The organism is Pseudarthrobacter sp. PvP090, assembly GCF_040547365.1.
In the GTDB taxonomy this organism is placed as follows: Bacteria; Actinomycetota; Actinomycetes; order Actinomycetales; family Micrococcaceae; genus Arthrobacter.
In genome coordinates this window covers 94,621-119,912 of sequence record NZ_JBEPPO010000008.1, presented here as the reverse complement: position 1 = coordinate 119,912, position 25,292 = coordinate 94,621, and the positions used below count along the sequence as shown (strand labels likewise).

Sequence of the window (25,292 nt, the reverse complement as noted above, 5' to 3'; positions counted from 1 at the left end):
CCGGACGGCAGTTCATCCGGCAGGCATTCCGCCGCTAGGCTCAGAGAAGATCAGCCTTTCAGCCACAGGAGAACTTTCGTGAATCCAGCGTCCGCTTCACCCGATCCGCTGCCTGCGCCGGGCCTGAGCTGGGGCATCAAGCGCAGCTTTATCGACTACATCACCAGCCTGCCGGACAGGTCCGTTTCGGCCACCGACGGGGCGACTGTCGCCGAATCTTTCCTGTTCTGCTTCAGCCCTGAATCGTCCGACTACGACGCCGCACGGGGCACCGGTGTGCTGCGCTTCCGGGGTGACGTCCGGCTCGCCGGCCACCACGGCATGCTGCTGGTCCGGCTGCTGGACCCGTGGATCACGTTCACGAGCGGCAGCGGCGTGCTCTCGATCAGCAACGGCGGCGGCGGGGGCCAGGACCGCACCGTCGTCGCCTTCCTCAGCCCGTCAAAGCCCCGGCACGCCGATGGCTCCCTGGTGTGGGACCACGTCGACGTCGTCATCTCCCCGGAAGGGTCAGAACTCTTCGACGGCCAGTATGCCGCCGGTCAGCCGATGGATCCGCTGTTCATCCGGGTCACCGGCTAGGCCAACCGCTAGGGAGGAAATCAGCCCGCGTGGCTCCTAACCGTCTCCATGGGATTGCGGAACCTGGGACGTGGAACCAAAGAGCCAGCCCGAGACGTCACTGCGCAGGACAAAGTGGGGTCCGCCCGTGGAACTGACGCTTCCGGTGGGAACGTAGTACCCGCGGCCGGCGCCCGGACCGCCGGCTGCACGGTCCAGGGCCTCGGTGAGTTGCCTTGGCAGATGCCCCGACGGGCCGAGGGCCCGGAGTCCGTCAAATTCCTCTGGCGTGAGCCTTCCGAGTACTGCGGCGATATCGGCCATCACGGATCCCTTCTGGCGGACGGTGCTTGAAGAATCAGCCTAGGACCGTGGTATGAACGGCACGTGAAATCCGGACGACGATCACCGAACACCTGCGCGGGCCGGCACGGCCACTCACCGGCGGTGTGAGTGCCAGCGTTGTGAGGGCGTGTTGCGAGTGTCACTGCACACAGTCCCTCTACACCCAGCCAATTAACGGATAGATGCTGTACCGTTCAATCCCGGGAAACTCAGAACAACGGAATCGAGAATTAACCAGGTGGCAACCGACTATGACGAAGTCCGATCCGACGTTGCGGAATCACGCAACGCCTCGCTGGAGGCCCTTCGCTCCGCGAACGCGCCGGACGCGCGCAGCGTAACCCGTGAGCTCGATGAGGCTGATACCTCTGAAGGCGTGGAACTGCCGGGCGCCGACCTGTCCGGCGAGGAACTGACGGTCACCGTCATTCCGCAGAAGGAAGACGAGTTCACGTGCTACTCGTGCTTCCTGGTCCGGCACCGCTCGCAGCTCGCCCGCGAGAAGGCAGGGCACTCGTACTGCGCTGACTGCATGAGCTGACCGGCGACCGGCTTCACATTTCTGTTGCCACGCCGCCCGGCGTGCCCTGCAGGGCACGTTCCGATACGCTCCTCTTTGACGATGCGGCGCGTGCCGGCACGTAGCCGAAGGCGGGAATCATGCGGAACTGGACCACCAAGCCGCAGGACCATCTTCGGACGGCGGCTGGCGCCGGCGCGGACGAACAGTCCGCTCTTGACAGCTCCGGCACCGGCACATCCGGTTCCGGGGCTGTTGGCGTCGGCACCAGAGCCCGTCCGGGGCGCAGCTGGAGCCTCAAGACCGAATGGTCGAGGGCTTTCGCCCTGATGCTGACGGCTCTTCTCGTGGGGGCCCTGGCAACAATTGTCGGCGTCAGGGGCGTTGGGGACCAGGTCCAGGAAACGGCCGCCCAGCTCCAGGGCGCGTCGGATACCGTTGCGGAGCTGCGCTCCGCCCTCGACGCCCACGAACTGGCCGGCCACCAGCTCCTGTCCGGCGCCCCGGGCGACCGCCCGGCGTTCCTCCAACAGCAGCAGGACCTCGCCCACCGCTTCGACGACGCGATCAGGTTCCTGCCCGCCGAAAGGGACATGCGCGCCGCCGCGGGAAAGGCCCGCGCCGAGTGGCAGTACGGCCTCGCGGAACACGGCCTTTGGGACAGCCCGGTGCAGGCCCTCCCGGGAAACCGGGTGGCCGAGTCTCCGGGTCTTGCCGCGTCCGGCGCCAGCGTCCGTTCCCTGCTGGACGGGATCCAGCGGTCAGCCCTGGAGTCGATGGAATCCGGACTGGCCTACAGTGCCGAACTCCAGCAGATCGTCATTGCCGCCCGCAGCGCCTTGTTCGGGCTGGCGGCCGCGGGCGTCGTCTACTTCCGCAGCAGAATGGTCAGGTTCCTGATCAGGCCCATCGAGGGCCTGCACAGCGGCGTCCTCAAACTGCAGGCCGGCGACTACAGCCACCGCATCGACGTCGTCCGGCGCGACGAACTTGGTGAGCTGGCCGTGGCATTCAATTCCATGGCCGCCACGGTCCACGACAGCCACCAGGCGCTGACCCACCGCGCCACCCACGATCCGCTGACCGGGCTGGCCAACCGCGCGGCGCTGACGGAGCGTCTTGCGGCCTCCTTCAAGCCCGGCGCAGGACGCAGGCGCCGGCACGAGGGGCTGCTGATGATTGACGTGGACGACTTCAAGGACGTCAACGACTCACTCGGGCACGAAGGCGGCGACGCGCTCCTGATCCAGCTCGCCCGCCGCCTGCAGGGCTGCGTGCGGGCCGGCGACCTCGCCGCCCGCCTCGGCGGTGATGAGTTTGCGATCGTGGTCGGGGACGACGCCGACGGATCCGTCACGGCGGCGATCGCGGAACGCATTCATGACGCGCTGCGGCCACCGTTCTCCGTCGGCGAAGTCCGCTTGAAGGTCTCCGTGAGTATGGGTGCCGCGCTCCGCCAGCCGGAAACCCGAGAGCCTGCCGAGCTCTCGCGGCAGGCAGACTTCGCTATGTACATGGCCAAGCAGGGCGGCAAGGGCCGCTACCAGCGCTTCGACGCCGAAGGCTACGACAGAATGGCGCACCGGGCGGCCCTCCGTGCCGATCTTGCCACCGCCGTATCCGGGCGGCAGCTGCAGCTCGAATACCAGCCGGTGGCCGAGCTGCGCACCGGGGAAATCCTGGGCGTAGAGGCGCTGGTGCGTTGGAACCACCCCCGGCTGGGGCTGCTGCAGCCCGCGGAATTCATCCCGCTGGCCGAGGAGACCGGAGACATCGAAGCGATCGGCCGCTGGGTGTTGAGCACCGCCATCCGGCAGGCCGCAGGCTGGCGGGCCGCGATGAGCCACTGCGGAAACCTTTGGGTTTCCATCAACCTCTCCACCCTCCAGCTGCCCAGCCAGCGGAACCTGGCCGCGATTGAGAGCATCCTGAGGGATCCCGCTTCGCAGGCGGACAAGGTGGTCCTGGAGGTCACCGAAACGGCACTGACCAGCAGCATCGACGGGGGCATCACCGCCCTCAACCGGCTGAAGAGCTTGGGCGTCCGCATCGCCATCGACGATTTCGGGACCGGCTACTCGTCGCTGAGCACGCTGGCCGAACTACCCGCGGACATCCTCAAGATCGACCGCTCGTTCCTCTCCGCGGACGCCGCCGACGCGCCGTCCGCAGCCCTGCTGGAGGGCATCCTGGGGCTGGCGAACAAGCTCAACCTGGAGGCGATCGCCGAAGGCATCGAGGACTCCGGGCAACTGGCTCTGCTCCGCGGCCTGGGTTGCCGCCTGGGACAGGGCTACCTGCTCGCCCGCCCCGGTCCCGCGCCGGCGATCGAGGCCCTCCTCGCCTCCGGTGCCCGGCTCCAGCCACCGGCTTAAGCGCAGGCTGAGCGCAGGCTTCAGACCCCTGAGGCGGCCCGCCGTCCGGCTTTGAGCAGGCGCAGCCCGCTGGCCAGGACGCCGACGTGGCTAAAGGCCTGCGGGAAATTCCCCAGGAACTCGCCCGTCCCGGGATGGATCTGTTCCGGCAGCAATCCCAGCGGGTTAGCGCGGCCACAGAGCGTCTCGTACAGCGCGTACGCCTCGTCGAGCCTGCCCTGCCCGGCCAGGTTGTCCACGAGCCAGAAGCTGCACAGCAGGAAGGCCCCCTCGCCTCCGGGCAGTCCGTCCGGGGACACCTCGGGAAGGTAGCGGTAGAGCAGTCCGTTGCCGGCGTCCAGGCCCTCGGCAACGGCTTTGGTGGTGGAGACCATCCGCGGATCGTCGAAGGCTATGACGTTGCGGACAGGCAGCGTCAACAGTGCCGCGTCCAGGCCGCCGGTGCCGCCGAGGTGTTCGGTGAACGTCTGCAGTTCCGGGTTCCACGACTGCGTCAGCGCGGCTTCGCGGATCTCCTTGGCGGCGGCTTCCCACCTCCCCTTCGGGTAGGGAAGCCCGTGCTTGCGGGCAATCTGGAGGGCCCGGTCCACGGCCACGTAGCAAAGCGCCGCCGAGTAGGTGAAGGGCCGACCTGTGGACCGGATCTCCCAGGGACCGCTGTCCGGGGTCCGCCAGCTGGTGATCGCCAGTTCCACGATGGGAACCAGCGCCGCCCAGAGCCGTGCGTCCACGCGCGCGCCGCTGCTCGACCACTGGTAGGCGATATCGATGATCTCGCCGTAGACGTCGTGCTGCTGCTGGTGGATGGCACCGTTCCCCCACCGGACCGGGGCCGAGCCGCGGTAACCGCGCAGAACCGGGTCCAGGACCTCCTCGGGCGGCTGCGAGCCGTCCAGGGCGTACATCACGTGGGGCGCGCCATCCCGTTCAACATTCGTCAGCACCCAGGCGAGGAACACCTCCGCGTCGCTGCGGTCACCGATGCGCCGGAAGACGTAATTCGAGAAGGACGCGTCGCGCACCCAGGTGTAGCGGTAATCCCAGTTGCGCGGCGCCCCCGGCCACTCGGGCAGGGACGAGGTCGCGGCTGCCATGATGGCACCTGTCTCGGCGTGGTCCAGCAGCTTGAGGGTCAGCGCCGAGCGTTTCATCAGCTCCGCCTGGGACCCCTGGCAGTCCAGTGCGGCGGCCCAGCGCCGCCAGGCGGCCACCGTCTGGTCGATGAGTTTCCTCGTATCCGGATGCTGCCGGAGCCGGAACCGCCCTGACCAGTGGAGGGTTGCGGTGATGGTCTCCCCCGCGCGCAGCGTCAGCTCCGTGGACAGACCCCGCCCGTCCGGAGCCAGCTCCACTGAAGACCACAGATACACCTCCGAAACGCGGCCGCTGACCCAGTCGAAGCGCCAGCCGCCGGCGAGCTCATCAAAGGTGACGCCGGTTTTGGGCACCAGCCGGATACGGAGGCGCACGTCGCCCCCCACGGCCTGGACGTGCCGGAGCAGTTCGCTGCGGCCGGCGGGGACGGGTTCGGCCAGGTCGGCCCCGGAGCGCAGGGTCAGGCAGTCCGTGATCTGGAGTGTGCCGCGGTCCGAGGCAAGGGTCGTGACCAGCACACAGGAGTCCTCCATGTACCGCTGCGCGGCGGAGTGGATGGAGACCGGGGCGATTTCGAAAAGGCCGCCGTTCTCCAGGTCAAGGATTCCGGCGAGGAACGGCGGGCTGTCGAATTCCGGGATGCAGAGCCAGGAGATCGCGCCGTCCCTGCCGACGAGGGCGCACGTGGACCCGTCGCCGATGAGACCATGATCCTCAATGGGCAGGTACCCGTCCCGGCGAACCACCGCGCGCATGTGCGCCGCAGGGAACACTGTTGCGGACTCCTTCATACTCCTGAATGCCTTGCCCTATCTATTCTCCTCCTGACGGGCCCCGTAGACCACAAATTCGACGGCGGCTCAGCGGCGGGAGCGCTGTCCCAGGGCGGTATCGAGAACCGCGAGCAGTGCCGGCGTAGGCCGCTGAACACTCACCGCGTACCGGGTGTTCTTTCGGACGTACTTCTTGATGAACGGGCACACCGGGACAATCTTCAAACCGGCGGCCACTGTCTCGTCGAGTGCCTGTGCCGCGAGCCGGCCGGCGAGCCCCTGGCCGCCGTACTCCTTGTCAATGACGGTGTGGTAAAAAATCCGGTGGCCTTCGCCGTCGTCGACGTAGGCCGCCTGGCCGATAACCGTGTCGCCGTCGAGCACCTCAAAGCGCGGCCGGTCCGGGTTGTTGCGGATGGTGATGGCGGTCTGCATCGGTCTCGTTTCATGGTGGGATTTGGGTCGGGCAGCGTCCGGCTGCCCAGTGGACAGTGCCACCGGTCTCAGTCCCGCGGGCGGAGCCGCGCATTCGGGAGCGCGGGCGCCGGCAGTGGCGCGGGTTCGCCCGCGGGGAAAGTCCCGAAGCGCAGGCCCGCGGTTCCCGTCCCGGCAGCGACGGGTGCGTCCCCGGCGCCGATTTCCGCCTGCCACTGCGCCCGGTACATGACGATTTCCTCATGGCTGCGTCCCACGAAGTTCCACCACATCACGATCTGCTCGCCCAGGGGCTCGCCTCCGATCAGGAGCACGCGCAGCGGTTCGACGCCGGCCGCCAGGGTCAGGGAGGGGCGCCCCGCCGGCAGATACGCGAGGTGGTCCTTGGCGACCGGGTGGCCGTCCACCAGGAGCGCTCCGGTGTCAACCAGCAGCCCGTGTTCGAAGGTCGGGTCGGTGTCCAGGCCCAGGGTGGCCCCGGCTTCCAGCAGGATTTCAGCGCCGAGCAGCGGGGTGTGGGTGGTGACCGGCGAGGTGGAACCGGCCACCGATCCCAGGAAGACCCGCATGGTCCAGCCGGGTCCGGACAGCGGATCGGGGCGGTAGTTCTCAAAGGTGGGCTCCATCTGGCGGGCACTGTCCGGCAGAGCCACCCACAGCTGCGCACCGTGCAGCACCTCGGTCCCAGGGGTGGAAAATTCCGAGTGGCTGATGCCCCGTCCGGCGGTCATCAGGTTGACCTCGCCGGGCCGCACGGCGGCGTGAAAACCGGCCGAGTCGCGGTGCTCAATCTCGCCGGTGAACAGCCAGCTGACAGTCTGCAGGCCCGTGTGCGGGTGGCGCGGCACGTGCATGCCCCCGGACTCCCCCACCCGGTCCGGGCCGTAGTGGTCCAGGAAGCACCAGGCGCCGATGAGGCTCCGCTGGCGCTGCGGCAGCGTCCGTCTGACGTCCATGGCACGAGGCCCGCCCAGCGGAACCTGCCGGGGCGTGAGAACCTCCACGCCCACGCAGCTGTCGTCCGTTTCGCACAGGATCTCCTGGGGTGCCACCTCAGTGTTGCTCATAACCACAGCCTAGCCATCGAAAGGCGGTATCCGCAGCCTGCGCAGGCGTCATGATGGAGTCATGACCATCCCCGAGTTGCCCGTCACGATCAGCGTCGGCGAATCCGCCGTTTCAGGGGTCTACGCCCGCCCCGGGATGCCGACCGCGACCCTGGTGGTCGCCCACGGGGCGGGGGCAGGCATGGAACACCCGTTCCTCGCCGGATTCACCCGCGCCCTGAACGCGCTGGGGATCGCCACGCTCCGCTTCAACTTCCCCTACCGGGAGGCCGGACGGAAGTTCCCCGACAGGCCGCCGGCAGCGATTGCGGCCTGGCGCGCGGCGATGGCTGACGCCGCTGCCCGGTCGGCCGGCGAGCCGCTCTGGGCTGCGGGCAAGTCCTTCGGCGGACGGATGGCCTCGATGGCGGTTGCCGACGGGATGCCCGCAGCCGGACTTATCTACCTTGGCTACCCGCTCCATCCGCCGGGCAAGCCTGAGAAGCTCCGTGACGAGCACCTCTACGGGCTGGCCCTGCCGATGCTCTTCCTGCAGGGCACCCGCGACCCCTTCGCCACGCCGGAACTGCTGGAGGCCGTGGTGGCCCGGATCGGGCCGACGGCGACGCTTGAGTGGCGCGACGGCGGCGGCCACACCTTCGAGGTCACAGGGACGAAGCACGGCACGGAGGAGGTCGGGGCCTCGCTGGCGGGATCCGCCGCGGCGTTCATCGCGGCGCATCGCCCCAGCTGAGGCATCCGCGGCGTCAAATCCAGGCGGTCCTGCGCAGCGGAGGTTCGGCACCGCCGGGCCGTTGCACCAGGATCTGGTTGACGCCGGTTATTCCGGATTCGAAGCCCAGGGCACTGGCGGCCATGTAGAGCCGCCACACGCGGGCCCGCCCTTCACCGGCCAGCTGCACCGCCTCGCGCCAGTGTTCCTCGAGGTTCCGCACCCAGGCCCGCAGTGTCAGGGCATAGTGCCGGCGCAGGGCCTCGACGTCGAGGACTTCCAGTCCCCCGGACTCCAGAGCTCCCACCATCTCAGCGAGGGCCAGCATCTCGCCGTCCGGGAAGACGTAGCGTGGGATGAAGGAGTTCGGATCCGGGGCGGCGGGCCCCGCGTTCCACGAAATGGCGTGGTTGAGCAGCCGGCCGCCGGGCCGGAGCAGCCCGTGCAGCCTGGCGACGTACTCGGGCATCTGACCGCGGCCCACGTGCTCGGACATACCGATGGAACTGATCGCATCAAACGGCCCGTCGGCGACGTCGCGGTAGTCCTGGACGCGGATGGCCACCCGGTCTGTCAGGCCGGCGTCCGCCACCCGCTTTCCCGCCATGGTCGCCTGTTCCCCCGAAAGCGTCACGCCCACGACGTCGACTCCGTAGTTCCGCGCCGCATGCAGGGCCAGGCTCCCCCAGCCGCAGCCGACATCCAGCATCCTCATACCGGGTTCCAGCCCCAGTTTCCGGCAGATCAGATCAAGTTTCGCGTCCTGCGCGGCGTCCAGTCCGGCGCCTTCGTCCTGCCAGACCGCGCAGGAATAGACCATCGACGGGCCCAGGACAAGGGCGTAGAAGTCGTTGCCGACGTCGTAGTGGTGGGAGATGGCCGCAGCGTCGCGCTTCCGCGTGTGCCGCCGGCCGGCGCGGACAATCCTGGCTTCCTCCGGCGGTGGCGCCGGGTTCGGCCCCAGGGCCCCGAGCAGGGCGGCGTTCTTGAGGATGGTCCCGAGTTCGCGGACAGTGGGAGGCCGGAACGGCCCGGGCTCGGCGAACTTGCCGGTGGAGCTCAGGGCCGAGAAGCTCGCAAAAACGTCGCCCGGGGCGTCGATGTCCCCGGCAACGTAGGCGCGGCTGAGGCCGAGCTGCCCGGGCGACCACAGCATCCGGCGGAGCGCCCGCCGGGAGCGGAACTCGATGACGGGCGCCCCGGCCGGACCGGCCTCCGTACCGTCCCAGGCCTTCAGCCGCACAGGGATCTCCGCTGTGCCCAGGACGACGGAAAGCACTTCCGCCAGCCGCGGAGCCGCCCCAGTCTTTTTGCCCATGATCATGGCCTTTCATCCGGTACCTTCAGTCCGTTCCCAATCTATTTCGGCGGTCCGCAGGCGAACAGGGGCCGGATGGCCCTGCCGCGTTGCGGTTCCGGGGCCTATGCCTCTGGTGCTCCCCCGCGCAGGGCGCCTACGGTCGCGGGATGACTGAAGCTCTGTCGTCTCTCGCGGAGACGTTCAAAAACGTGGGTGTGTCCAGGGCCTATGGGCCGGCGGTGACTGTGGACGGTGAAGAACTGATCCCGGTGGCCGTGGTGTCCTTCGGCTTCGGCGGCGGCGGGAACTCGGTGCCTGGTCCCGCCGGCGCAGCTGCCGGAGGTGACAGCGACGGCGCGGCTGCCGGCGGCGGCGGAGGCGGCTTTGTGTTGCCGCTGGGCGTGTACTGCCGGGGACGGGACGGGCAGGTGGCATTCCGGGCCAACAGCATTGCCGTCCTTGCGGGGCTGTTTCCACTCGTGTGTGCCGTCGGGTTCACGGTCCGCGGGGTGCTCCGGACCCTGCGCCGCCGCTGACTACACCGTGACTCCCGGGCGCGCGTGACGCTAGCGTGCCCCGCGGAGGCGCATGAAAGTGCCCTCAGTCTTTCGTGAGCAGTGGGGCGGCAAGGTGGGCCGACAGCCCGGACAGCAGGATGGTTATGCCCTCATCCAGCTCCGCGGCACCGTCATAATCCGCGAGCTGGGGAGCCAGGGCACGCAGCCGCGGGAACTCCTTGGGCGGAAGGCGGTGCAGGCCAAGGCGCAGCAAGGCCTCATTCTCGTCGGGGTCCACGATGAACTCCTGGAGTTCGTTGAGGATGTGTCCGTAGAGGAATCCGTAGTAGGCCCGGTAGACGTGGAGGGCCGCGGAGGCGGTAAAGCCGGCGTCGATCAGCAGACCCAGAATTTGCTCCAGCGGCCGGAGGGTGCCCAGAGGGCGGAGGCCCAGCGGGGTCGAGAGCGGGCGGGTCACCAGCAACGGAACGACATTGGGATGGCGGAGAGCCAGCAACCGGAGGTCATGGGCGATGCGCCGCAGCTGGCCCTGCCAGTCCGGGTCGTCACCGAAAATGGCCAGCTCATCCAGGACGAGCTCGGTGACGCCGTCCAGGAGCGCGGCCCGGTTGGCGGCGTAGCGGTACAGCCCCATCGGATCCCGATGCAGGGCCTGGCCCAGCCGGCGCATGGTCAACGCCTCCAGCCCCTCCTCATCCACGAGTTTCAGCGCAGCGGCCAGAACGACCTCGCGGCTGAGGCGGTTTTTCCGGGGGCCACGGCCGGCTTCGTCGCCTGCGGGTTGCTGCGGGATTGTCATGGTGCGTGCCACTTCCTCAAGCCTTGGGCCAGGCGCCGCGACCGCGGCCCCACTTGCCTAACACGTAGTCTACGCCTAATATCTACAATGTAGACATACCCGAATGAGATGTTCCGGGATAGAGATACGCTGGCCCGTTCCCCGCCTTTCCGGACCCCCTGCTGACTGCCCGCCCGGGCACTCGGGGCCCGGCTGTCGGGCCGTACCTTCGGCACCTCGTGCACGGCGCCGAAGGACACGCTGCTGTAGCCACACGGCAGCATTCACCGCACAGTACGGAAGAGAGCCGACCATGGCCGCTTCACTGACTGCCCCTGCCCATATCGACCGCTTCCTCGCCGAGGCAACCATGGAAGAAACCGACGACGGCAACTCGCTGCGGAAAGACCAGCTCTACGGTCTCTACATCAGCTGGTGCCTGTTGCACAACGCCGCACCGCACCCGGTCTCCGGCTTCTGGGCCGCCCTGAAGGCCCACCGCATCACGCCCGGCCGCAGCCGGCTCCGCATGGCGGGACCGGCAGCCACCGATTACATCCTGGCGACCTATCCGGCGCTGAACTGAGTTGAGCCAGGGCGCACCCCTCCTGCGGCGTGTCTGCCCGCGCTGGGGCACGGCGTGACAGACTGTGGGCGTGAATATCGCGATGGAAGAACCCGTGGAGACGATGCGGGACGCTGATGTACCACAGTGGTGGGGGCGGCTCGGGCTTCCGGGCCTGATCGACATCCATACGCATTTCCTTCCCGAACGGATGCTGCGCCGGGTGTGGGCGCACTTCGATGAGGCGGGCCCCCTCATCGGCCGCCCCTGGCCCATTGCCTACCGCACGGACGAGGCGAACCGGCTGGCCCGCCTGCGGCAGCTGGGGCTCCGCCACTTCACCGCACTGACTTACGCGCACCGCCCCGGCATGGCGGCGGACCTCACAAACTTTGCCCTAGAACTGGCCGCATCAGAGCCCGACTGCGTCCCGAGCGCCACCTTCTTCCCCGAGGACGGTGTCCTGGATCAGGTGCGGTCCGCCCTGGACCGCGGCGCCAGGGTCTTCAAGATCCACGCGCAAGTGGGCGGATTCGATCTGCGCGAACCGGTCCTCGACCCGGTCTGGGGGCTGCTCGCCGAGACCGGCGTTCCGGTCGTGGTGCATGTCGGCAGCGGCCCGGTTCCCCGTCCCGGCTTCACCGGCCCGGACAAGCTTGAGGGCGTCATGCGCCGCCATCCCCAGCTGACCGCCGTCGTCGCCCATCTGGGGGCCCCCGAATATGGCGAATTCCTGGACCTGGCCGGGAAATACCCCCGCATCCACCTGGACACCACCATGGTCTTCACGGACTTCTTCGAGGCCGCAGCGCCCTTCCCGCCCGAGCTCCTGCCACAGCTGGCCGCGATCCCGGAGCGGATTGTGCTCGGCAGCGACTTCCCGAACATCCCGTACGCCTACGCCCATCAGCTGGAAGCACTGGAACGGCTCCGTGACAAGGAGCCCCGGCTCGACGACGACTGGCTGCGAACGGTCTGCTGGTTCAACGGGCAGCGCCTGCTGGGCGTCTGACCCCGCACTACTCCTTGTTCCTGGCCCGGCTGGGCTGCACGCGCATCGGCTCGCCCGGCATCTTCGGGAAGTCCGGCGGGAACGGCAGTTCCCCCAGCCCGTCCGCGAGGTCCCGTTCCCACCACTCCAGCAGGACGTCGATGGTGCCCGGCTTGGCATTCATCTCCGCCCACGGGTCTCCGGTGGCCCTGAGCCGCTGCGGCACGGTGGTGATGGTGAAGTCCTTGGTGGTGACGTGCTCCAGCTCCTCCCAGCCGATCGGGCAGGAAACGGTGGCGCCGGCCAGGGCGCGCGGACTGTAGGCCCCGGCCATCGTGCGGTCGCGGTTCGCCTGGTTGAAGTCGACGAAAATCCTGGTGCCCCGTTCCTCCTTCCACCAGGCAGTGGTGACCTTGTCCGGCATCCGCCGCTCCAGTTCGCGGGCAGCGGCGATCACGGCGTGCCGTACCTCGAGGAATTCATGGCTGGGTTCGATCGGGGCGAACACATGCAATCCCCGGTTGCCGGAGGTCTTGATGAAGGAATCCAGCCCGGCCTCGGACAGCACCGAGCGCAGTTCCTGCGCGGCAGGAACGGCGTCCTCGAATCCGGTGCCCGGCTGCGGGTCGAGGTCGATCCGGAGCTGGTCCGGGTTGTCGGGGTTGCCGGCCCGCGAGGCCCAGGGGTGGAACACCACCGTGTTCATCTGCACCGCCCAGACCGCGGCGGCAATCTCGTCGATCACGAGCTGCGGATGCGAGCGCCCGCTGGGATAGACCACCGTCACCGAACGGACGAAATCCGGGGCGCCCCGCGGCGGATTCTTCGAAAAGAACTGCTCGCCGTCGATGGTGTCGCCGAACCGCTGGAGCGTCACGGGCCGGTTGCCGTTCGCCGCCAGGAAGGCGTCCCCGACGTCGACAATGTACCGGGCGAGGTCCAGCTTCGTGAGGCCGAGCTGCGGCCACAGGACCCTGCTGGGACTGGAAATCCGCAGGTCCCGCGGTCCGCTGGCGCTGTCGACTGTGATGGTGGCTTCTTCCTTGGGCATGGGGACAAGGTACTCCCAGACCCGGGACAACTGAATAGCCCGGCCACAGCGGCAGGCTCCGGGCTGACCCTCCGCCCGGGGAGGACTAGGGTGAATCATGGACACCTCGCCGGCGTGGGACCGCCCCATTTCGTCCCTCTATACCGACCACTACGAACTGACCATGCTGCAGGCGGCCCTCCACTCCGGGGCCGCGGAGCGAAGGACCGTATTCGAGGCGTTCGCCCGCGGGCTGCCGGAGGGGCGCCGGTACGGGATCGTGGCCGGAACCGGGCGGCTGCTCGAGGGCCTCGCCAATTTCCGCTTCGGCCCGGCGGAGCTGGAGTTCCTGGACCGGACCGGCGTCGTCAATGCCGGCACCCTGGCCCGCCTCGCGGACTTCCGGTTCTCCGGCGACATCTGGGGCTACCCCGAGGGAGAGGCCTACTTCCCCTACTCCCCCGTCCTGATCGTGGAATCCACCTTCGCCGAAGCGTGCATCCTGGAGACCTTCGTGCTGTCCGTCCTCAACCATGACAGTGCCATAGCCTCGGCAGCCTCCCGGATGGTCAGCGCGGCGGGCGGACGGCCCTGCATCGAAATGGGTTCACGCCGTGCCCAGGAGGAATCCGCCGCCGCGGCCGCCAGGGCCGCCGTCATCGCGGGCTTCGCCGCGACGTCGAACCTCGAGGCCGGCCGGCGCTTCGGCCTCCGGACCGTCGGCACGGCAGCGCATTCCTTCACCCTCCTGCACGACACTGAACGCGACGCGTTCCGGGCGCAGCTGGAATCGCTCGGTCCCGGGACCACCCTGCTGGTGGACACGTACGACGTCGAAGCGGCCGTCCGGACCGCGGTCGATCTCGCGGGCGACAAGCTGGGGGCGGTCCGGCTCGATTCCGGTGACCTGCTGGCGCAGGCGCGGTGGGTCCGTGAGCTGCTGGACAGCCTGGGCAACGTGCACACGAAAATCGTCGTCACGTCCGATCTCGACGAGTATTCCGTTGCGGCGCTGCAGGCCGCACCGGCTGACTCGTACGGCATCGGCACGGCGCTGGTCACGGGGTCCGGAGCCCCTACCGCCGGCATGGTCTACAAGCTGGTCAGCCGCACCAACGACGCCGGGGAGTTCATCGCCGTCGCCAAGAGCTCCAAGAACAAGATCAACGTCGGCGGACGCAAGCACGCGGTGCGCCGGCTCGACGGCTCCGGCACCGCCACCCACGAAGTCCTCGGGGTCGGCCACCCGCCGGCGGAGGAATCCCGCGGCAGGCCGCTGCTGCAGCAGTTCATCCGCGCTGGCGAACTCCTGCCCGGATGGACCGGGCCGGAGGCCGTGGCGCGGGCCCGGAACCGGCACGCCGACACCATGGCCGAACTGCCCGCCGTCGTGAACCGGCTCCAGCGCGGTGAACCTGCCATACCGACCATCTATGCGTGAGGGCGGCGCCTAGCGCGCCGAAAACCTTGCGGCAGATCGGCGGGGCCGGCTGGGTGGCCGTTGCGCCGGTCCAGCTCGTCGGTGACGAGCCGCAACAGCTTTCCGGCGGACTCCGAGAGATCCCTGCCGTTGTCCGGGGACGCCATCTCGACGCATTGCAGCAGCGCCGAGCGGAGCCGCACCAACTGCGCGGAGGGCACCAGGGGCCAGCGGCGGAAAGAATCGAACATCAGTTCTGCGCCATGGGTATGGACGAGCGAGCCGTATCCGCCGGCCACTTCCGGCCTCATGCTGCACGCCTCCGGCCGGCGGTGCCGGCTCCAAGCAGATGGTTGCCCCGCCATCCCGAATCGCGGATCATCGCGACGGCTTCCGGGTCGGCGGTTGTCAGCTTGCGCAGGTCCACGACAGTGTCGAGGCCGTACCCAAACGATCCTGCCCGGCGGGCAACTGCGATAAGGCTTGCGACGTTGCGAACGGTGAGTTGACCCACCGGTGAAACGAGTGCGGATTCCGAACTGAGATCGACAGCGACGGTGATGCCGAGTTTGCTGGTCATAGTAAGAGTTCCCCTGTGAAGCATGTGTGGCCGACTGCATGACCGCTCCTAGGATACCCAACACGCTGTGAACCGCGTCACAATCGCGTAACAGCCGCCCACAGGTCAGCTCCTGCTCTTGGTCCGGGCGGTCGCCGGCGCCGTCCACGGATCCTCCGGCCAGGGATGCCGGGGGTACCTCCCCCGCATCTCGGCGCGGACCTGCGCGTAGGGCCCGGACCAGAAGGAGGCGAGGTCGTCCGTCACGGCCAGGGGCCGCCGGGCCGGCGACAGCAGGTGGAACAGCACCGGCACCCTGCCGCCCACAAGCCGCGGCGTCCGGTCCCAGCCGAAGCACTCCTGCAGCTTGACGGCGACCACCGGGCGGGCGCCGTCGTCCCCGACGTCGGGGTAGTCGATTCTGACCCAGGAACCGCTTGGTACTTCCAGCCGTTCCGGAACCAGCTCCCCAAGCCTGGCGGCGTCGGGCCAGGGCAGCAGGCGCCGCAGCGGGTCTGCCAGGTCGATCCCGCTCGTGGCGGCGCCGCCGGCCAGCGCCTCGAGTTCGGGCGCCAGCCACTCGCCGAGGCGGGCCAGCAATGCCGGCTCGGACACGTCCGGCCACGGGTCCCCGAGTTCCCGGTGGAGCAGGGCCAGACGGCGGCGCAGGGCGTCAGCCGCCGTCGACCATCCAATCGTTCCCAGCCCTTCCTTCTCCAGCACCCGGGCTACTGCCGCACGGCCTTCAGCCGCGGAGGGCCGGACCGGCGTGGAGGAAAGGACGATCGCGCCCAGCCGGCGTATTTTCCGGGCCGTGACCCGGCCCTGGCTGAACGCGGCCTCCACGGTGTCGCTCAGGAGGTGCCGGGCGGCGGCCTCGGCCGTGTCCGCCGTCAGCGGTGCTGCCGAACGGATGACGGCTCCCGTGCCGGCCGCGTCGCGGCCCTGGGCCCGGGAAACTTCGGCGACGGCGAGCCATTCGTGCCCGGACAGGGAGCTTCCGGCCGGGAGCCCGGCCCGGGTCCCGGAGCTGAGCAGGTAGCGCTCCGGGCCTTCTCCGGGGACCCTCCGCGCCACCCGGTCCGGGAAGGCGAGGGCGACGACGACCCCGACGGCTTCCCCGGGGGTGACCGCCGCAGTGATGGGTGGGGATACGACGCCCGGGCGCTCCCGGCGTGCCATGGTCTCCATCCGCCGGACGTCGTCCGCCCAGCGCCGGGACGCCGGATCCTTGCCCGCGCGCAGGCCCGCCAACAGGCGCGGGAGATCCCCGCCGGGGGCGCGCTGGTCCCCTGCGACCAGCGCGACGGCTTCCGCGGCGGTGCGGTTTCCCACGGCGGCCGCCCCGTCCAGCAGGGCCCGGGCCAGCCGGGGATCGGCGGGCACCCTGGCAAGCGCCTTGCCAAGATCCGTGGCCAGGCCGTCCGGTGCCACCGCGCCAAGTTCCTGCAGCACTTCAACGGCGTCGTCCATCGCGGACTGTGGCGGGGCGTCCGGCAGCGACAGCCCGCGGCCGCCGGGCGATCCCCAGCACGCCAGGACCAGGGCCGCGCCGGTGAGGTCCGCGACGGCGATCTCCGGCGTCGGGTGGGCCGGCGCGGCGCCGTAGGTCTTTTGGTCGTAGCAGCGGACCACCCGTCCCGGACCAGTGCGTGCTGCCCGCCCGGCGCGCTGCTCGGCGGAGGCGCGGGAGCAGGACACGTTGACCAGACCGGACATTCCGCGGCCCGCGTCCCGCCGCGGCTCCCGGGACAGCCCGGAGTCGATGACCATCCGGACGCCCGGGACCGTCAGGGAGGACTCTGCCAGCGACGTCGACACGATGATCCGCGGGCTGCCGCCGGGTTCCCGCCCGGACACGGCGCGGTCCTGCTCAGCCGGACCGATCTGCCCGTGCAGCTCCAGCACCTCCGAATGCGTGCGGCCCCGCAGCCGGCCCGCGACGTAGGAGACTTCCCAGGCCCCCGGGACGAACACGAGGGCGTCGATGTCGAGGCCGGACGCGAGTGCCTCAGCATGCGACGAGGCGGCGGTATCTGCCACATGGTCCAGGAACGCGCGGGTCACTCCGCGCTCATCCAGCCGTGGCGCCGCGGCCGGTACCCAGTCCACCTCCAGCGGATGCAGCGCCGACGGACAGTCGACGACGGGCGCCGGGCCGCCGGCGTCGTGGTCCCCGGCGTCGCCGGCCGCCCCGATGAGGGCGGCGAAGCGCGGCGCGTCCAGGGTCGCGGACATGGCGACGAGCGAGAGGTCGCCCCGCAGTTGGCGGACCTCGGTGAGCATGCCCAGCAGCAGGTCGGTTTCGAGGCCGCGTTCGTGGACTTCGTCAATGATGACGGCGCTGGCGGCTTCCAGTCCCGGATCCGCGAGCAGGCGGTTCAGCAGGATGCCCGGGGTGACAAATTCGATCAGGGTGCCCGGGCCGGTTTGGCGTTCGCCGCGGACGGTGTACCCGATGCGGTCCCCCAGCCGGCTGCCGTCCAGCGCAGCGAGCCGCCGGGCTGCGGAGCGTGCGGCGACGCGGCGCGGCTGGGTGACGATGATGCGGGTGTTGGCCCCGCGACCCTGCTGCCCTGCGTCACTGAGGGCGAGGTTGGCCAGCAGCGGCGGGACCAGCGTCGTCTTCCCCGTCCCCGGCGGCGCCTGCACCACGGCGGTCGCGCCAGCGCCCCCGGTCCGCAAGACCTCGGCCAGATCGCCGAGTGAGTGCCAGAAGGCCAGGCCGGACCCGATGACCTCCAGCTTGAACGGCGCGGGAGCATGGGTCAGCGGAAGAGCCGGAGTAGTCACACCTCCATTGTCCCCACAAAGCCGGGACGCCATGTTCAGCCGGGACGGATCCGGGGCCTCCGGCGTTCCGGCAAAGGATCCGGCGTCGCCTGGAGACGGGACTTTTGACTCATGCGGCTTGACGTCGCCCGGTCCTAGGCTGGCCCATGACCGACTCCGAGATGCTCGAGGTGGAGCGAAAATTCGACGTCGGAGAGCACGACGAACTGCCGGTCCTGGAGTCGTTGCCTGGGGTGGACCGGGTGGGGCCGCCCGAGGACGAGGCGCTCGAAGCCGTCTACTTCGATACCGCCGGGCTGGCTCTGGCGGCGCGCGGGATCACGCTGCGCCGGCGCACCGGCGGACACGACGACGGCTGGCACTTGAAACTCCCGGTGGCGGTGGGGGAACGCCAGGAATTCACCGTGCGGCTGGGCAAAAATCCGGAGTCGGTGCCCCGGCGGCTGCGTCGGCTCGTCCAGGTCCACACCAGGGACCAGGACCTGATTCCGGTGGCAAGGCTGAACACCCTGCGCACCACGCAGCGCCTCTATGCGTCCGATGGAACCGCTCTGGCCGACTTCAGTGACGACCGGGTGGATTCCCAGACCATGTTGGAGCCGCCGGTCCACACCAGCTGGCGGGAATGGGAAATCGAACTCATCGACGGCCCCAAGCGGCTGCTCAAGGGCGCCGACGCGGTGCTCGCTGGGAAGGGCCACCATCCGTCGGCGCTGCCGTCCAAACTCGCCCGCGGGCTGGGAGAAAAGTATCCCGCGGGCGACAAACCTGCACTCAGGCCCAAGCCTGAGCCCACGGGACCGGCCTCCGCGGTGCTTCTCTCCTATCTGGGCCTGCAGGTCGAGGCCCTCAAGAAACATGACCCCGGGGTTCGGGAAAACGCGCCGGACGCGGTTCATCAGCTCCGGGTGGCGGCTCGCCGGATGCGTTCCGCCCTGGCCACCTTCCGGAAACTTGCCGATCCCGAGGTCACCGGATCGCTGCGCTCAGAACTCCAATGGCTTGCCGGCACGGTGGGTGAGGCCCGGGACAACGAGGTGATGCGGGCCCGGCTGATGGACTTAATTGGCGCTGAGCCGCCGGACCTGTTGCTGGGACCGGTGGCGCGGCAGGTCGAGGAGTATTTCGATGCTGCTGCCCATGGTGCCCGGGCGAAGGGCCTGGCCGCGTTGAAGAGTGCCCGTTACTTCCGCCTGCTTGATTCGCTGGATGCCTTCCTGGCGGAGCCGCCGCTGACCGAAACCGCCGGCGCGGAGGCCCTGCAGACCGTGGGCCGACTGGTGTCGAAGCAGCGCAAACGCTTGAAAAAGGAGGTCAGTGCCCTCGACGTCGATTCCCACGGTCCAGCGGCGGACGCCGCGCTCCATGAAGTCCGGAAGAGCGCCAAGCGACTGCGCTATGCGGCAGAGGCGGCCGCCCCGGTTTTTGGGAAACAGGCCACCACCCTCGCCCGGGCCGCCGAAGAGATCCAGGAGAGCCTCGGCGATCACCATGACAGCATCGTCACCCAGGAGCTGCTGCGCGAACTGGCCGCCAATCACCGCGGGAAAACCGCGTTCACGTACGGGCGGCTGCATGCCCTGGAGCAAGCGGCTGGTGGGGAATCCCGCGAGAAGTTCTTCCGGGGCTGGAGCTCGTCTCCGCCCGGGCCCCTCCACTGGGAATAGTCGGCTGGTGGCCTCCCGGCGTCAGCGGCCAGTGCGTGGAACCACCAGCACGGGCCTGTGCTGCAGGCTGGCCAGGTCCGCTCCGACCGATCCCTCCAGCATCCGTTCCACGGCATGGAGCCGCCCGGGGCGTTGTCCCCCGACGACCAGCAGCGCGGCGTCCGTGCTCGCCGCCAGCCGGACCAGGGCCTGGGCAACCGCACCGTTCAGCACCCGGAACGACCACTCCTCCCCCGGCGGTCCCAGAATGCCCTGGAGAAAGTCGTTAACGTGGCTCGAGGGGAAGTCCGTCTCACTGTTGACGGCCGGATCCAACGACGCGCTGGTCCGTGAAACCGCGGGTTCCCACTCGGTGAGGTAACTGGCAGGGTCCACATAGGCGCAAATCAAATGGGCTTCCAGCCTGGCTGCCAGCTCGGCGCCCGACCGGATCAGGTACTCGGACGGTTCCCACGCCACTCCCAGCACCACCGGGCCGTCCGGCCAATCCGCGCTGGCCGCGGGAGGCCGAAAACCGCTGGTGGAATCCATCAGGGGATGCCGGCGCCGGGTGTTTCCAGCACGTCCATAACCGTCAGGATAGCCATAGGCCGGAACAGAGCCAAGCATGCTGCGAAGTCCGCGCAGGTTTCAGTGCTCCGCCTTCCGCGGGATTTTCGGATTGTGCTGCTATTTTTGCCGAAAAGGCTGCATCGGAGCAGCCCCGGCAGCACCATGGAAGACGAGTTCCTGATGGCACTAGACCAACTTTCCGCGATTCTGGCGTGCGCAATCCTGACGGCTCTGGCCATTCTTCAGGCCGCCCTCACCGCCGGGGCACCACTGGGAAGGTTGGCCTGGGGCGGGGGACACACCGTCCTTCCGAGTAAGTTGCGGCTTGCCAGCGGTGCATCCATCGTCCTGTACGCACTCTTCGCCTACACCGCGCTGGCCAAGGCCGCTCTGGCACCACCGCTCATTGACGAAACCGTCACCAGCGTCGCCACGTGGGTCCTCACCGCGTACTTCGCACTCGGAATCGTCATGAACGGCATCTCCCGCAGCAAACCGGAGCGTCTCATCATGACGCCCACCGTCCTGGTTCTCACGGCCCTCTACCTGATCCTCGCGTCCAATTGACAGCTGGCCAGGCCTCTCTTGGCGAGAAATACAGCCCTCGACGACGCCGGCGAGTCCCTGGCAGTCCCCGGGTGATCGATTGGAGTGCTGTGGGAGTCGCATTGGCTGCCGTTGCCCTGACAGCAACAATCCTGACGAAGGCTCCACGTTCAAGCTACGTGATCGCCGGTTATCTGGCTTTGATCGTTCTTGCGGTCGCTGTTTCCGGATGCGCAGATTCATCCGCCAGGAACGCGGAACCGCCCTGTTTCCCGGCGGCATTTTCCGTCGCGCCGCCGAGCGCGAAACCAGGCGACACTGTGACCGTGATGGCTCCGGACGCTGACTGCAATCCGCGCTACGGGCAGAATGCCCGCATCCAGGTGATCATGACCGACGCCGCCGACGCGGACGTAGTGACGGCGACCGCCCCGATGAACGACGCCGGGGGCTTCACTTACAGCTTTCAGGTCCCCGCCGGGACCGCTGCTGGAGAGTCGGCCATCACGGCGATGCCCTTCAACATCGACTGGTGTGATGACACCGGCAGGAACAACCGGGCCGCGGGAGCTGGCAACGGGCTCACACGCGCGTCGTGCGTCTTTCCGCAGAAGCCGCTGACCATCACCCCGGGCTGACCACCCCTCTGGTGTGGGCGCAACGCGGGGTCAGCGGCCGGCCACCGAGCGTCTGCGCCAAGCGAGGACCATCAGTGCTACACCGATCGGTACGAGGGCAACAGAGACGTAGAAAATCGTCCGTTCAGCCATTGTTGGTGCGACGATCTGACTGAACAGTTCGGCGCCCAAGGCAGCATCCACGTCCAGGCCCAGATGCTCGAGGTGCAAATAGCGTGAAAACGAAACGACACGCACGGCAAAGGCGACGGCCATCCCGACGGCAGTCAGAACTAGTCCCACCATACCCGGCACATGCGCAGCGGAAACGTGAACGGGCGGCTCAGTTGCTCAGCAGGTCCGAATGGTGCTCGTCGACGACGTTCGGGTGGGCCCGCAGCCGGTAGCGGAGGGCATTGTCCCCGTAGGTTTCAAGAATGGGACTGTTCGTCGGATCGACGGACAGGCCGCGGGCCTTGGCCTGAAACTCCGGACTCACCGCGAGCTGCGGCATCGTCGCGTCCAGCGCCGGGTTGAAGAAGAACGGCAGCGAGATCCGGTCAGTCCCGCGCAGCGGGGAGATCACCCGGTGCAGGGTCGCCTTGAGGTACCCGTTGGTTGCCAGTTCGAGCATCTCGCCGATATTGACGACGAACGTTCCCGGCACTTGGGGGGCGTCGATCCACTGCCCCTGGTACTCGACCTGCAGCCCTCCCTTTCCGTGCTCCACGAGGAGCAGCGTCAGGACCCCGCCGTCGCGGTGGGAGCCGACGCCCTGCTTGGGCTCCGGGTCGGACTCCCCCGGATACCGCACAATTTTCAGCAGGGGAAAGGCACGTGCGGCGAAGGCCTCGTCGAATGTGTCTTCGGGCGCCCCGAGGGACACCGCCAGGGCACGCAGGAGGGTCAGCGAAATGTCACTCAGCCGCTCGGTCCATTCCGAGACTATGCCGCGCATTTCGGGGAGGGCGTCCGGCCACAAGTTGGGTCCCTCAAGACGCCAGTAGTCGGCGACGCCCGGCCCCGTCTCCACCACTGCACGCTCTACGCCGATATCGATCTGCTCCCGCCAGTCGACGGCGCCGTCCGTGAGCTCGCCGCCGACCCTGGTGTAGCCACGGAACTGCGGGCTGTTGACGTTCTCGACCGCGAGCTTCTGCTCGTCGGGCAGCTCGAAGAAGCGCCGGGAGACGTCGAGCACGGAGTCGGTCAGCTCCTGCGGGATCCCGTGCCCGGCCAGATACAGGAAGCCGACTTCGTGCATGGCGTTGCGCAGGTCGTCACGAAACCGCGAGGCCTCCTCCGGGCCCGCACTCAGTCGGGAAAGGTCCAGGACGGGCAATGATTCGAGGGGCACCTTATTAGTCCTTTTCGATGAACTTGGCAAGCTGGAGGCTGTACTTGCTTTAATGTTACGGATTTGTGGGTGGCGTGGGGCATTAGCATGTCGAATTAAGACATTCGGGCTGCCGCGCCGGCTGGAAGCCGCAGGACAACGTTGCCCCTTTTGCGCCCCGTGCCGACGAAGCGGTGCGCCTCGACGACGTCGGCCAGATCGTAGCTGCGTTCCCTGACCGCCTGGTACTGCCCCAGTTCCGCAAGGTGGACGAGGAACGCCAGATCCTCGGCTGTGTATTTGACGCTGCCGGCGGTGACCAGCTTTCCGCTCGCCCGGCTGCGCCAGGGGGCCAGCAGTATGCCGTTGAGGTCGGCAACGACGAGCAGAAGCGCTCCGCCCGGTTTGATCGAGGCCGCGGCCCCCTCGAACGGCAGATTGCCGACACAGTCCATAACGACGTCGTAGGTCACATCTTCCGCGGTGAAGTCCACGGCAGAGTAGTCCAGCACCCGGTCCGCGCCCAGTGACGCCACCAAATCAGCGTTGGCGGCGCTGCTCACGCCCGTGACATGCGCACCCAGTTGTTTCGCGAGCTGCACGGCGGCCGTTCCCACCGCGCCGGAGGCTCCGTTGACCAGGACCGTGTCACCCGGCTTGATGCCGGCGCGGCCGAGGAAGACCCGTGCCGTGAGGCCGCCGAAGACAAGCGTCACGGCGTCCTCGAACGTCATGTTGCGGGGGTTGGCCGTGATGGCGCCGTCCGCGCGGACGCAGGCATATTCGGCGTGCCCGCCAAAGCTGGCGCCGAGCATAGCGATCACCGCGTCGCCGGGCCTGAACTTCGTTACGTTCGCTCCGACCGCCTCGACAACCCCGGCGACGTCCATGCCCAGCACGCGATGTCGCGGCTTGAAGATGCCCAGCGCCAGCGCGGCCAGCATCCCCAGCCCTCGGGGAACGTCGCGGCCGCGGGCGCGGTGGTCGGCGGCGCTCACCGTGCTCGCGTGAACCTTGACCAGCACCTCGCCGCGGCCCGGTGAGGGCTTGGGTATCTCCTCGACCCGCACGGCCTCCGGAGGTCCGAAGTGCCGGTACACGGCGGCCCTCATCGTGACACCACCGCAGCGGTCCGGACGGAGCGGCCGGCGGGACGGTGCGTGCGGGAGGAGAGCCGGGCGCGTCGTCGGATGAAATATTCGGCCACGGCCAGGTTGATCACCCAGGCCGCCGTCATCAGCAGTGCCCGTGTCAGTTCGTCGGGCGTTCCCACGAGCAGCATCCAGGGCAGAATCACGAGGGCCTGGGTTCCCGCCGCGACGCCGATCGCATAGCCGCGCGTCATCCACGCGCCGTGCCGGACATAGTCCCGGCGCCTGACCGCGGTCACCCCAAGGACAATGCTTACCAGCATGGCCGAGCCGAAGAGCAGCCGAACCGGGACGTCCGCGTCGCCATCCGGGAGGGGATAGAAGGCCGACATCCACAGCCCGGAGAGGGCCGCGAACAGGCCGGCCGGAATGAGGATCCCTCCGGCGAGGCGGTGCCAGCCGCGCCTGCCCCGCAGCGCCGGCAAGAACTGGAATGCACCGAGCAGGCTGTAGATAGTGACACTGACGATATGGACCACGACGGGCACGGGTGAGGCAAAGAACCGTGCGTTCTGGGGTGTGATGGCCGCACCGCCAACGAGCTCCGTCATCCGCGACGCCCCGGCGATTACCGGGATGAGGCTCAGGAGGATCAGGGCGGCGGGCACGGCCCACGAGGGTCCGCGGCTCGGCGTGGGGCGGATGGAAGGCTGGAGGGCGATGCTGGGTCTGGTCGTCATTGCAGGTCCTCAGTTCAGGTGGTGTACGGCGTACACCTATTGCCCCAAAGCTAGGTGTACGCAGTACACTTGTCAAGAGCATGCCGCTAGGGAAAGGTTGTCGGGATGACCCAGCAGCTGGAGGCCACGCGCCGCACGCCCTTGAACCGGGAGCGGGTGCTGCAGGCCGCCGTCTCACTCGCTGATGCCGTGGGCTTCGAGTCGCTCAGCATGCGCCGGCTCGCCGAGGAGCTCGGGGTGGTGCCGATGGCAATCTACAAGCACGTCGCCAACAAGGACGAGTTGCTTGACGGGATGGTCGCGAGCCTCATCGGCGAGATCGATCCCCCGGCGCCGGGCCAGGGCTGGAAGAGCGCCGTCCGCTTGCGGGTGCTGTCGGCGAGGCAGGCGCTGCAGCGGCACCCGTGGGCCCGCCAGGCCATCGAATCGCGAACCAACAAGACGCCCGCCGTCCTGGCCTACATGGACTCGTTCACGGGCATGTTCCTGGCCGGCGGCTTCTCCGTCGACCTCACGCACCATGTGATGCATGCCATCGGGGGCCGCATGTGGGGCTTCACCCAGGAACTGTTCGACGCCCCGGCAGGTCCGACGGCGGCGTCCCCGGCAGAGATTCCACCGGAGGCCCGGGCCGCCATGCTCGAGCAGATGGCGGCCCGCTATCCGAACATCGTCGCGATCGCCACCTCGATGAACCACGAGGAGGGTTCGGTGGTCGGGCACGGCTGCGACGACCAATTCGAGTTTGAATTCGCCCTCGACCTACTCCTCGACGGCTTTGAGCGGCTCCACGAGCAGGGCTGGTCATCGACGCGGGCGACGCCGGGCCGCACCTAGGCGGCCGTCCAGCCCGGCATTGCCCTTGCCGGATGCGAGACTTCGGAGGAGGATATGCGCACACTCCAG

Annotated in this window: 27 protein-coding genes; 12 read left to right on the top strand and 15 right to left on the bottom strand. The window is 68.5% G+C overall.

What is annotated here, in order from left to right; genetic code table 11:
* Window positions 1–78: 78 nt before the first annotated feature.
* Entirely contained in the window at window positions 79–582 is a 504-nt protein-coding gene (locus tag ABIC21_RS11375; RefSeq protein WP_354350511.1) for an HtaA domain-containing protein, read from the top strand.
* Between the two features lie 36 nt (window positions 583–618).
* Here the strand turns inward: ABIC21_RS11375 and ABIC21_RS11370 are convergent, their stop codons facing one another.
* Window positions 619–885 (bottom strand): hypothetical protein, encoded by a 267-nt coding sequence (locus tag ABIC21_RS11370; RefSeq protein WP_354350510.1) that lies wholly within the window; start codon window positions 883–885, stop codon window positions 619–621.
* A gap of 259 nt (window positions 886–1,144) precedes the next feature.
* Between ABIC21_RS11370 and ABIC21_RS11365 the strand changes: the two genes are divergently transcribed.
* Window positions 1,145–1,447 (top strand): DUF4193 domain-containing protein, encoded by a 303-nt coding sequence (locus tag ABIC21_RS11365; protein WP_056426952.1) that lies wholly within the window; start codon window positions 1,145–1,147, stop codon window positions 1,445–1,447.
* Between the two features lie 119 nt (window positions 1,448–1,566).
* Entirely contained in the window at window positions 1,567–3,801 is a 2,235-nt protein-coding gene (locus tag ABIC21_RS11360; protein ID WP_354350509.1) for a putative bifunctional diguanylate cyclase/phosphodiesterase, read from the top strand.
* A gap of 20 nt (window positions 3,802–3,821) precedes the next feature.
* On the opposite strand, the gene ABIC21_RS11355 is transcribed toward ABIC21_RS11360, so the two are convergent.
* The 3 genes from ABIC21_RS11355 to ABIC21_RS11345 all read right to left on the bottom strand — a co-directional run bounded on the left by ABIC21_RS11355 (window position 3,822) and on the right by ABIC21_RS11345 (window position 7,171).
* Window positions 3,822–5,687: a glycoside hydrolase family 15 protein gene (locus tag ABIC21_RS11355; RefSeq protein ID WP_354350508.1), complete on the bottom strand. Its 1,866-nt coding sequence runs from the start codon at window positions 5,685–5,687 to the stop codon at window positions 3,822–3,824.
* A 69-nt stretch (window positions 5,688–5,756) separates the two neighbouring features.
* Window positions 5,757–6,104, bottom strand: a complete 348-nt coding sequence (locus ABIC21_RS11350; RefSeq protein WP_354350507.1) for a GNAT family N-acetyltransferase — start codon at window positions 6,102–6,104, stop codon at window positions 5,757–5,759.
* A 68-nt stretch (window positions 6,105–6,172) separates the two neighbouring features.
* Complete coding sequence (locus ABIC21_RS11345) at window positions 6,173–7,171, bottom strand: pirin family protein (protein ID WP_354350506.1); 999 nt, start codon at window positions 7,169–7,171, stop codon at window positions 6,173–6,175.
* Between the two features lie 61 nt (window positions 7,172–7,232).
* On the opposite strand from ABIC21_RS11345, the gene ABIC21_RS11340 reads away from it, so the two are divergent.
* Window positions 7,233–7,904, top strand: a complete 672-nt coding sequence (locus ABIC21_RS11340) for an alpha/beta hydrolase family protein (RefSeq protein WP_354350505.1) — start codon at window positions 7,233–7,235, stop codon at window positions 7,902–7,904.
* Window positions 7,905–7,917: 13 nt separating this feature from the next.
* Here ABIC21_RS11340 and ABIC21_RS11335 read toward each other — a convergent pair whose 3' ends face one another.
* Window positions 7,918–9,201: a class I SAM-dependent methyltransferase gene (locus ABIC21_RS11335; protein WP_354350504.1), complete on the bottom strand. Its 1,284-nt coding sequence runs from the start codon at window positions 9,199–9,201 to the stop codon at window positions 7,918–7,920.
* A 149-nt stretch (window positions 9,202–9,350) separates the two neighbouring features.
* On the opposite strand from ABIC21_RS11335, the gene ABIC21_RS11330 reads away from it, so the two are divergent.
* Window positions 9,351–9,719: a hypothetical protein gene (locus tag ABIC21_RS11330; protein WP_354350503.1), complete on the top strand. Its 369-nt coding sequence runs from the start codon at window positions 9,351–9,353 to the stop codon at window positions 9,717–9,719.
* A gap of 64 nt (window positions 9,720–9,783) precedes the next feature.
* On the opposite strand, the gene ABIC21_RS11325 is transcribed toward ABIC21_RS11330, so the two are convergent.
* A complete protein-coding gene (locus ABIC21_RS11325; RefSeq protein ID WP_354350502.1) occupies window positions 9,784–10,500 on the bottom strand; it encodes a TetR/AcrR family transcriptional regulator C-terminal domain-containing protein in 717 nt (238 codons plus the stop codon).
* Window positions 10,501–10,792: 292 nt separating this feature from the next.
* Between ABIC21_RS11325 and ABIC21_RS11320 the strand changes: the two genes are divergently transcribed.
* Together ABIC21_RS11320 and ABIC21_RS11315 are read left to right on the top strand one after the other, a co-directional pair.
* Window positions 10,793–11,065, top strand: a complete 273-nt coding sequence (locus ABIC21_RS11320) for a hypothetical protein (RefSeq protein WP_354350501.1) — start codon at window positions 10,793–10,795, stop codon at window positions 11,063–11,065.
* Window positions 11,066–11,135: 70 nt separating this feature from the next.
* Complete coding sequence (locus ABIC21_RS11315) at window positions 11,136–12,056, top strand: amidohydrolase family protein (protein WP_354350500.1); 921 nt, start codon at window positions 11,136–11,138, stop codon at window positions 12,054–12,056.
* Between the two features lie 7 nt (window positions 12,057–12,063).
* On the opposite strand, the gene ligD is transcribed toward ABIC21_RS11315, so the two are convergent.
* The gene (gene ligD, locus ABIC21_RS11310; RefSeq protein ID WP_354350499.1) at window positions 12,064–13,086 is read right to left on the bottom strand and encodes a non-homologous end-joining DNA ligase; all 1,023 of its coding nucleotides are present in this window, start codon (window positions 13,084–13,086) and stop codon (window positions 12,064–12,066) included.
* Between the two features lie 97 nt (window positions 13,087–13,183).
* On the opposite strand from ligD, the gene ABIC21_RS11305 reads away from it, so the two are divergent.
* Entirely contained in the window at window positions 13,184–14,506 is a 1,323-nt protein-coding gene (locus ABIC21_RS11305) for a nicotinate phosphoribosyltransferase (protein ID WP_354350498.1), read from the top strand.
* Here the strand turns inward: ABIC21_RS11305 and ABIC21_RS11300 are convergent.
* From ABIC21_RS11300 to hrpB, 3 genes are all read right to left on the bottom strand, one after another.
* The gene (locus ABIC21_RS11300; protein WP_354350497.1) at window positions 14,497–14,796 is read right to left on the bottom strand and encodes a hypothetical protein; all 300 of its coding nucleotides are present in this window, start codon (window positions 14,794–14,796) and stop codon (window positions 14,497–14,499) included. The genes ABIC21_RS11305 and ABIC21_RS11300 overlap by 10 nt on opposite strands.
* The gene (locus ABIC21_RS11295; RefSeq protein WP_354350496.1) at window positions 14,793–15,065 is read right to left on the bottom strand and encodes a hypothetical protein; all 273 of its coding nucleotides are present in this window, start codon (window positions 15,063–15,065) and stop codon (window positions 14,793–14,795) included. The genes ABIC21_RS11300 and ABIC21_RS11295 overlap by 4 nt, the downstream gene beginning before the upstream one ends.
* A gap of 105 nt (window positions 15,066–15,170) precedes the next feature.
* A complete protein-coding gene (hrpB, locus tag ABIC21_RS11290) occupies window positions 15,171–17,837 on the bottom strand; it encodes an ATP-dependent helicase HrpB (protein ID WP_354350495.1) in 2,667 nt (888 codons plus the stop codon).
* A 146-nt stretch (window positions 17,838–17,983) separates the two neighbouring features.
* Here hrpB and ABIC21_RS11285 point away from each other — a divergent pair, with 146 nt between their 5' ends.
* On the top strand, window positions 17,984–19,504 hold the full coding sequence (locus tag ABIC21_RS11285) for a CYTH and CHAD domain-containing protein (RefSeq protein ID WP_354350494.1): 1,521 nt from the start codon (window positions 17,984–17,986) through the stop codon (window positions 19,502–19,504).
* Between the two features lie 21 nt (window positions 19,505–19,525).
* Here the strand turns inward: ABIC21_RS11285 and ABIC21_RS11280 are convergent, their stop codons facing one another.
* Window positions 19,526–20,035, bottom strand: coding sequence for a universal stress protein (locus tag ABIC21_RS11280; RefSeq protein ID WP_354350493.1), 510 nt, complete (start codon window positions 20,033–20,035; stop codon window positions 19,526–19,528).
* A 201-nt stretch (window positions 20,036–20,236) separates the two neighbouring features.
* Here ABIC21_RS11280 and ABIC21_RS11275 point away from each other — a divergent pair, with 201 nt between their 5' ends.
* Both ABIC21_RS11275 and ABIC21_RS11270 read left to right on the top strand, forming a co-directional pair.
* Window positions 20,237–20,623, top strand: coding sequence for a hypothetical protein (locus ABIC21_RS11275; RefSeq protein WP_354350492.1), 387 nt, complete (start codon window positions 20,237–20,239; stop codon window positions 20,621–20,623).
* Window positions 20,624–20,724: 101 nt separating this feature from the next.
* Complete coding sequence (locus ABIC21_RS11270; RefSeq protein ID WP_354350491.1) at window positions 20,725–21,240, top strand: hypothetical protein; 516 nt, start codon at window positions 20,725–20,727, stop codon at window positions 21,238–21,240.
* Between the two features lie 30 nt (window positions 21,241–21,270).
* On the opposite strand, the gene ABIC21_RS11265 is transcribed toward ABIC21_RS11270, so the two are convergent.
* From ABIC21_RS11265 to ABIC21_RS11250, 4 genes are all read right to left on the bottom strand, one after another.
* Window positions 21,271–21,495 carry a hypothetical protein gene (locus tag ABIC21_RS11265; protein WP_354350490.1) on the bottom strand — a complete coding sequence of 75 codons (225 nt, stop codon included), beginning with the start codon at window positions 21,493–21,495 and terminating at the stop codon, window positions 21,271–21,273.
* 67 nt (window positions 21,496–21,562) lie between these two features.
* Window positions 21,563–22,576, bottom strand: coding sequence for an isopenicillin N synthase family dioxygenase (locus ABIC21_RS11260; RefSeq protein WP_354350489.1), 1,014 nt, complete (start codon window positions 22,574–22,576; stop codon window positions 21,563–21,565).
* Between the two features lie 95 nt (window positions 22,577–22,671).
* Window positions 22,672–23,667, bottom strand: a complete 996-nt coding sequence (locus ABIC21_RS11255) for an NAD(P)-dependent alcohol dehydrogenase (protein WP_354350488.1) — start codon at window positions 23,665–23,667, stop codon at window positions 22,672–22,674.
* Window positions 23,664–24,386 (bottom strand): DUF2306 domain-containing protein, encoded by a 723-nt coding sequence (locus ABIC21_RS11250; protein WP_354350487.1) that lies wholly within the window; start codon window positions 24,384–24,386, stop codon window positions 23,664–23,666. Before ABIC21_RS11250 ends, ABIC21_RS11255 begins: the two co-directional genes overlap by 4 nt.
* Before the next feature lie 105 nt (window positions 24,387–24,491).
* Here ABIC21_RS11250 and ABIC21_RS11245 point away from each other — a divergent pair, with 105 nt between their 5' ends.
* Window positions 24,492–25,223, top strand: coding sequence for a TetR/AcrR family transcriptional regulator (locus tag ABIC21_RS11245; protein ID WP_354350486.1), 732 nt, complete (start codon window positions 24,492–24,494; stop codon window positions 25,221–25,223).
* The last annotated feature ends 69 nt before the right edge of the window (window positions 25,224–25,292 follow it).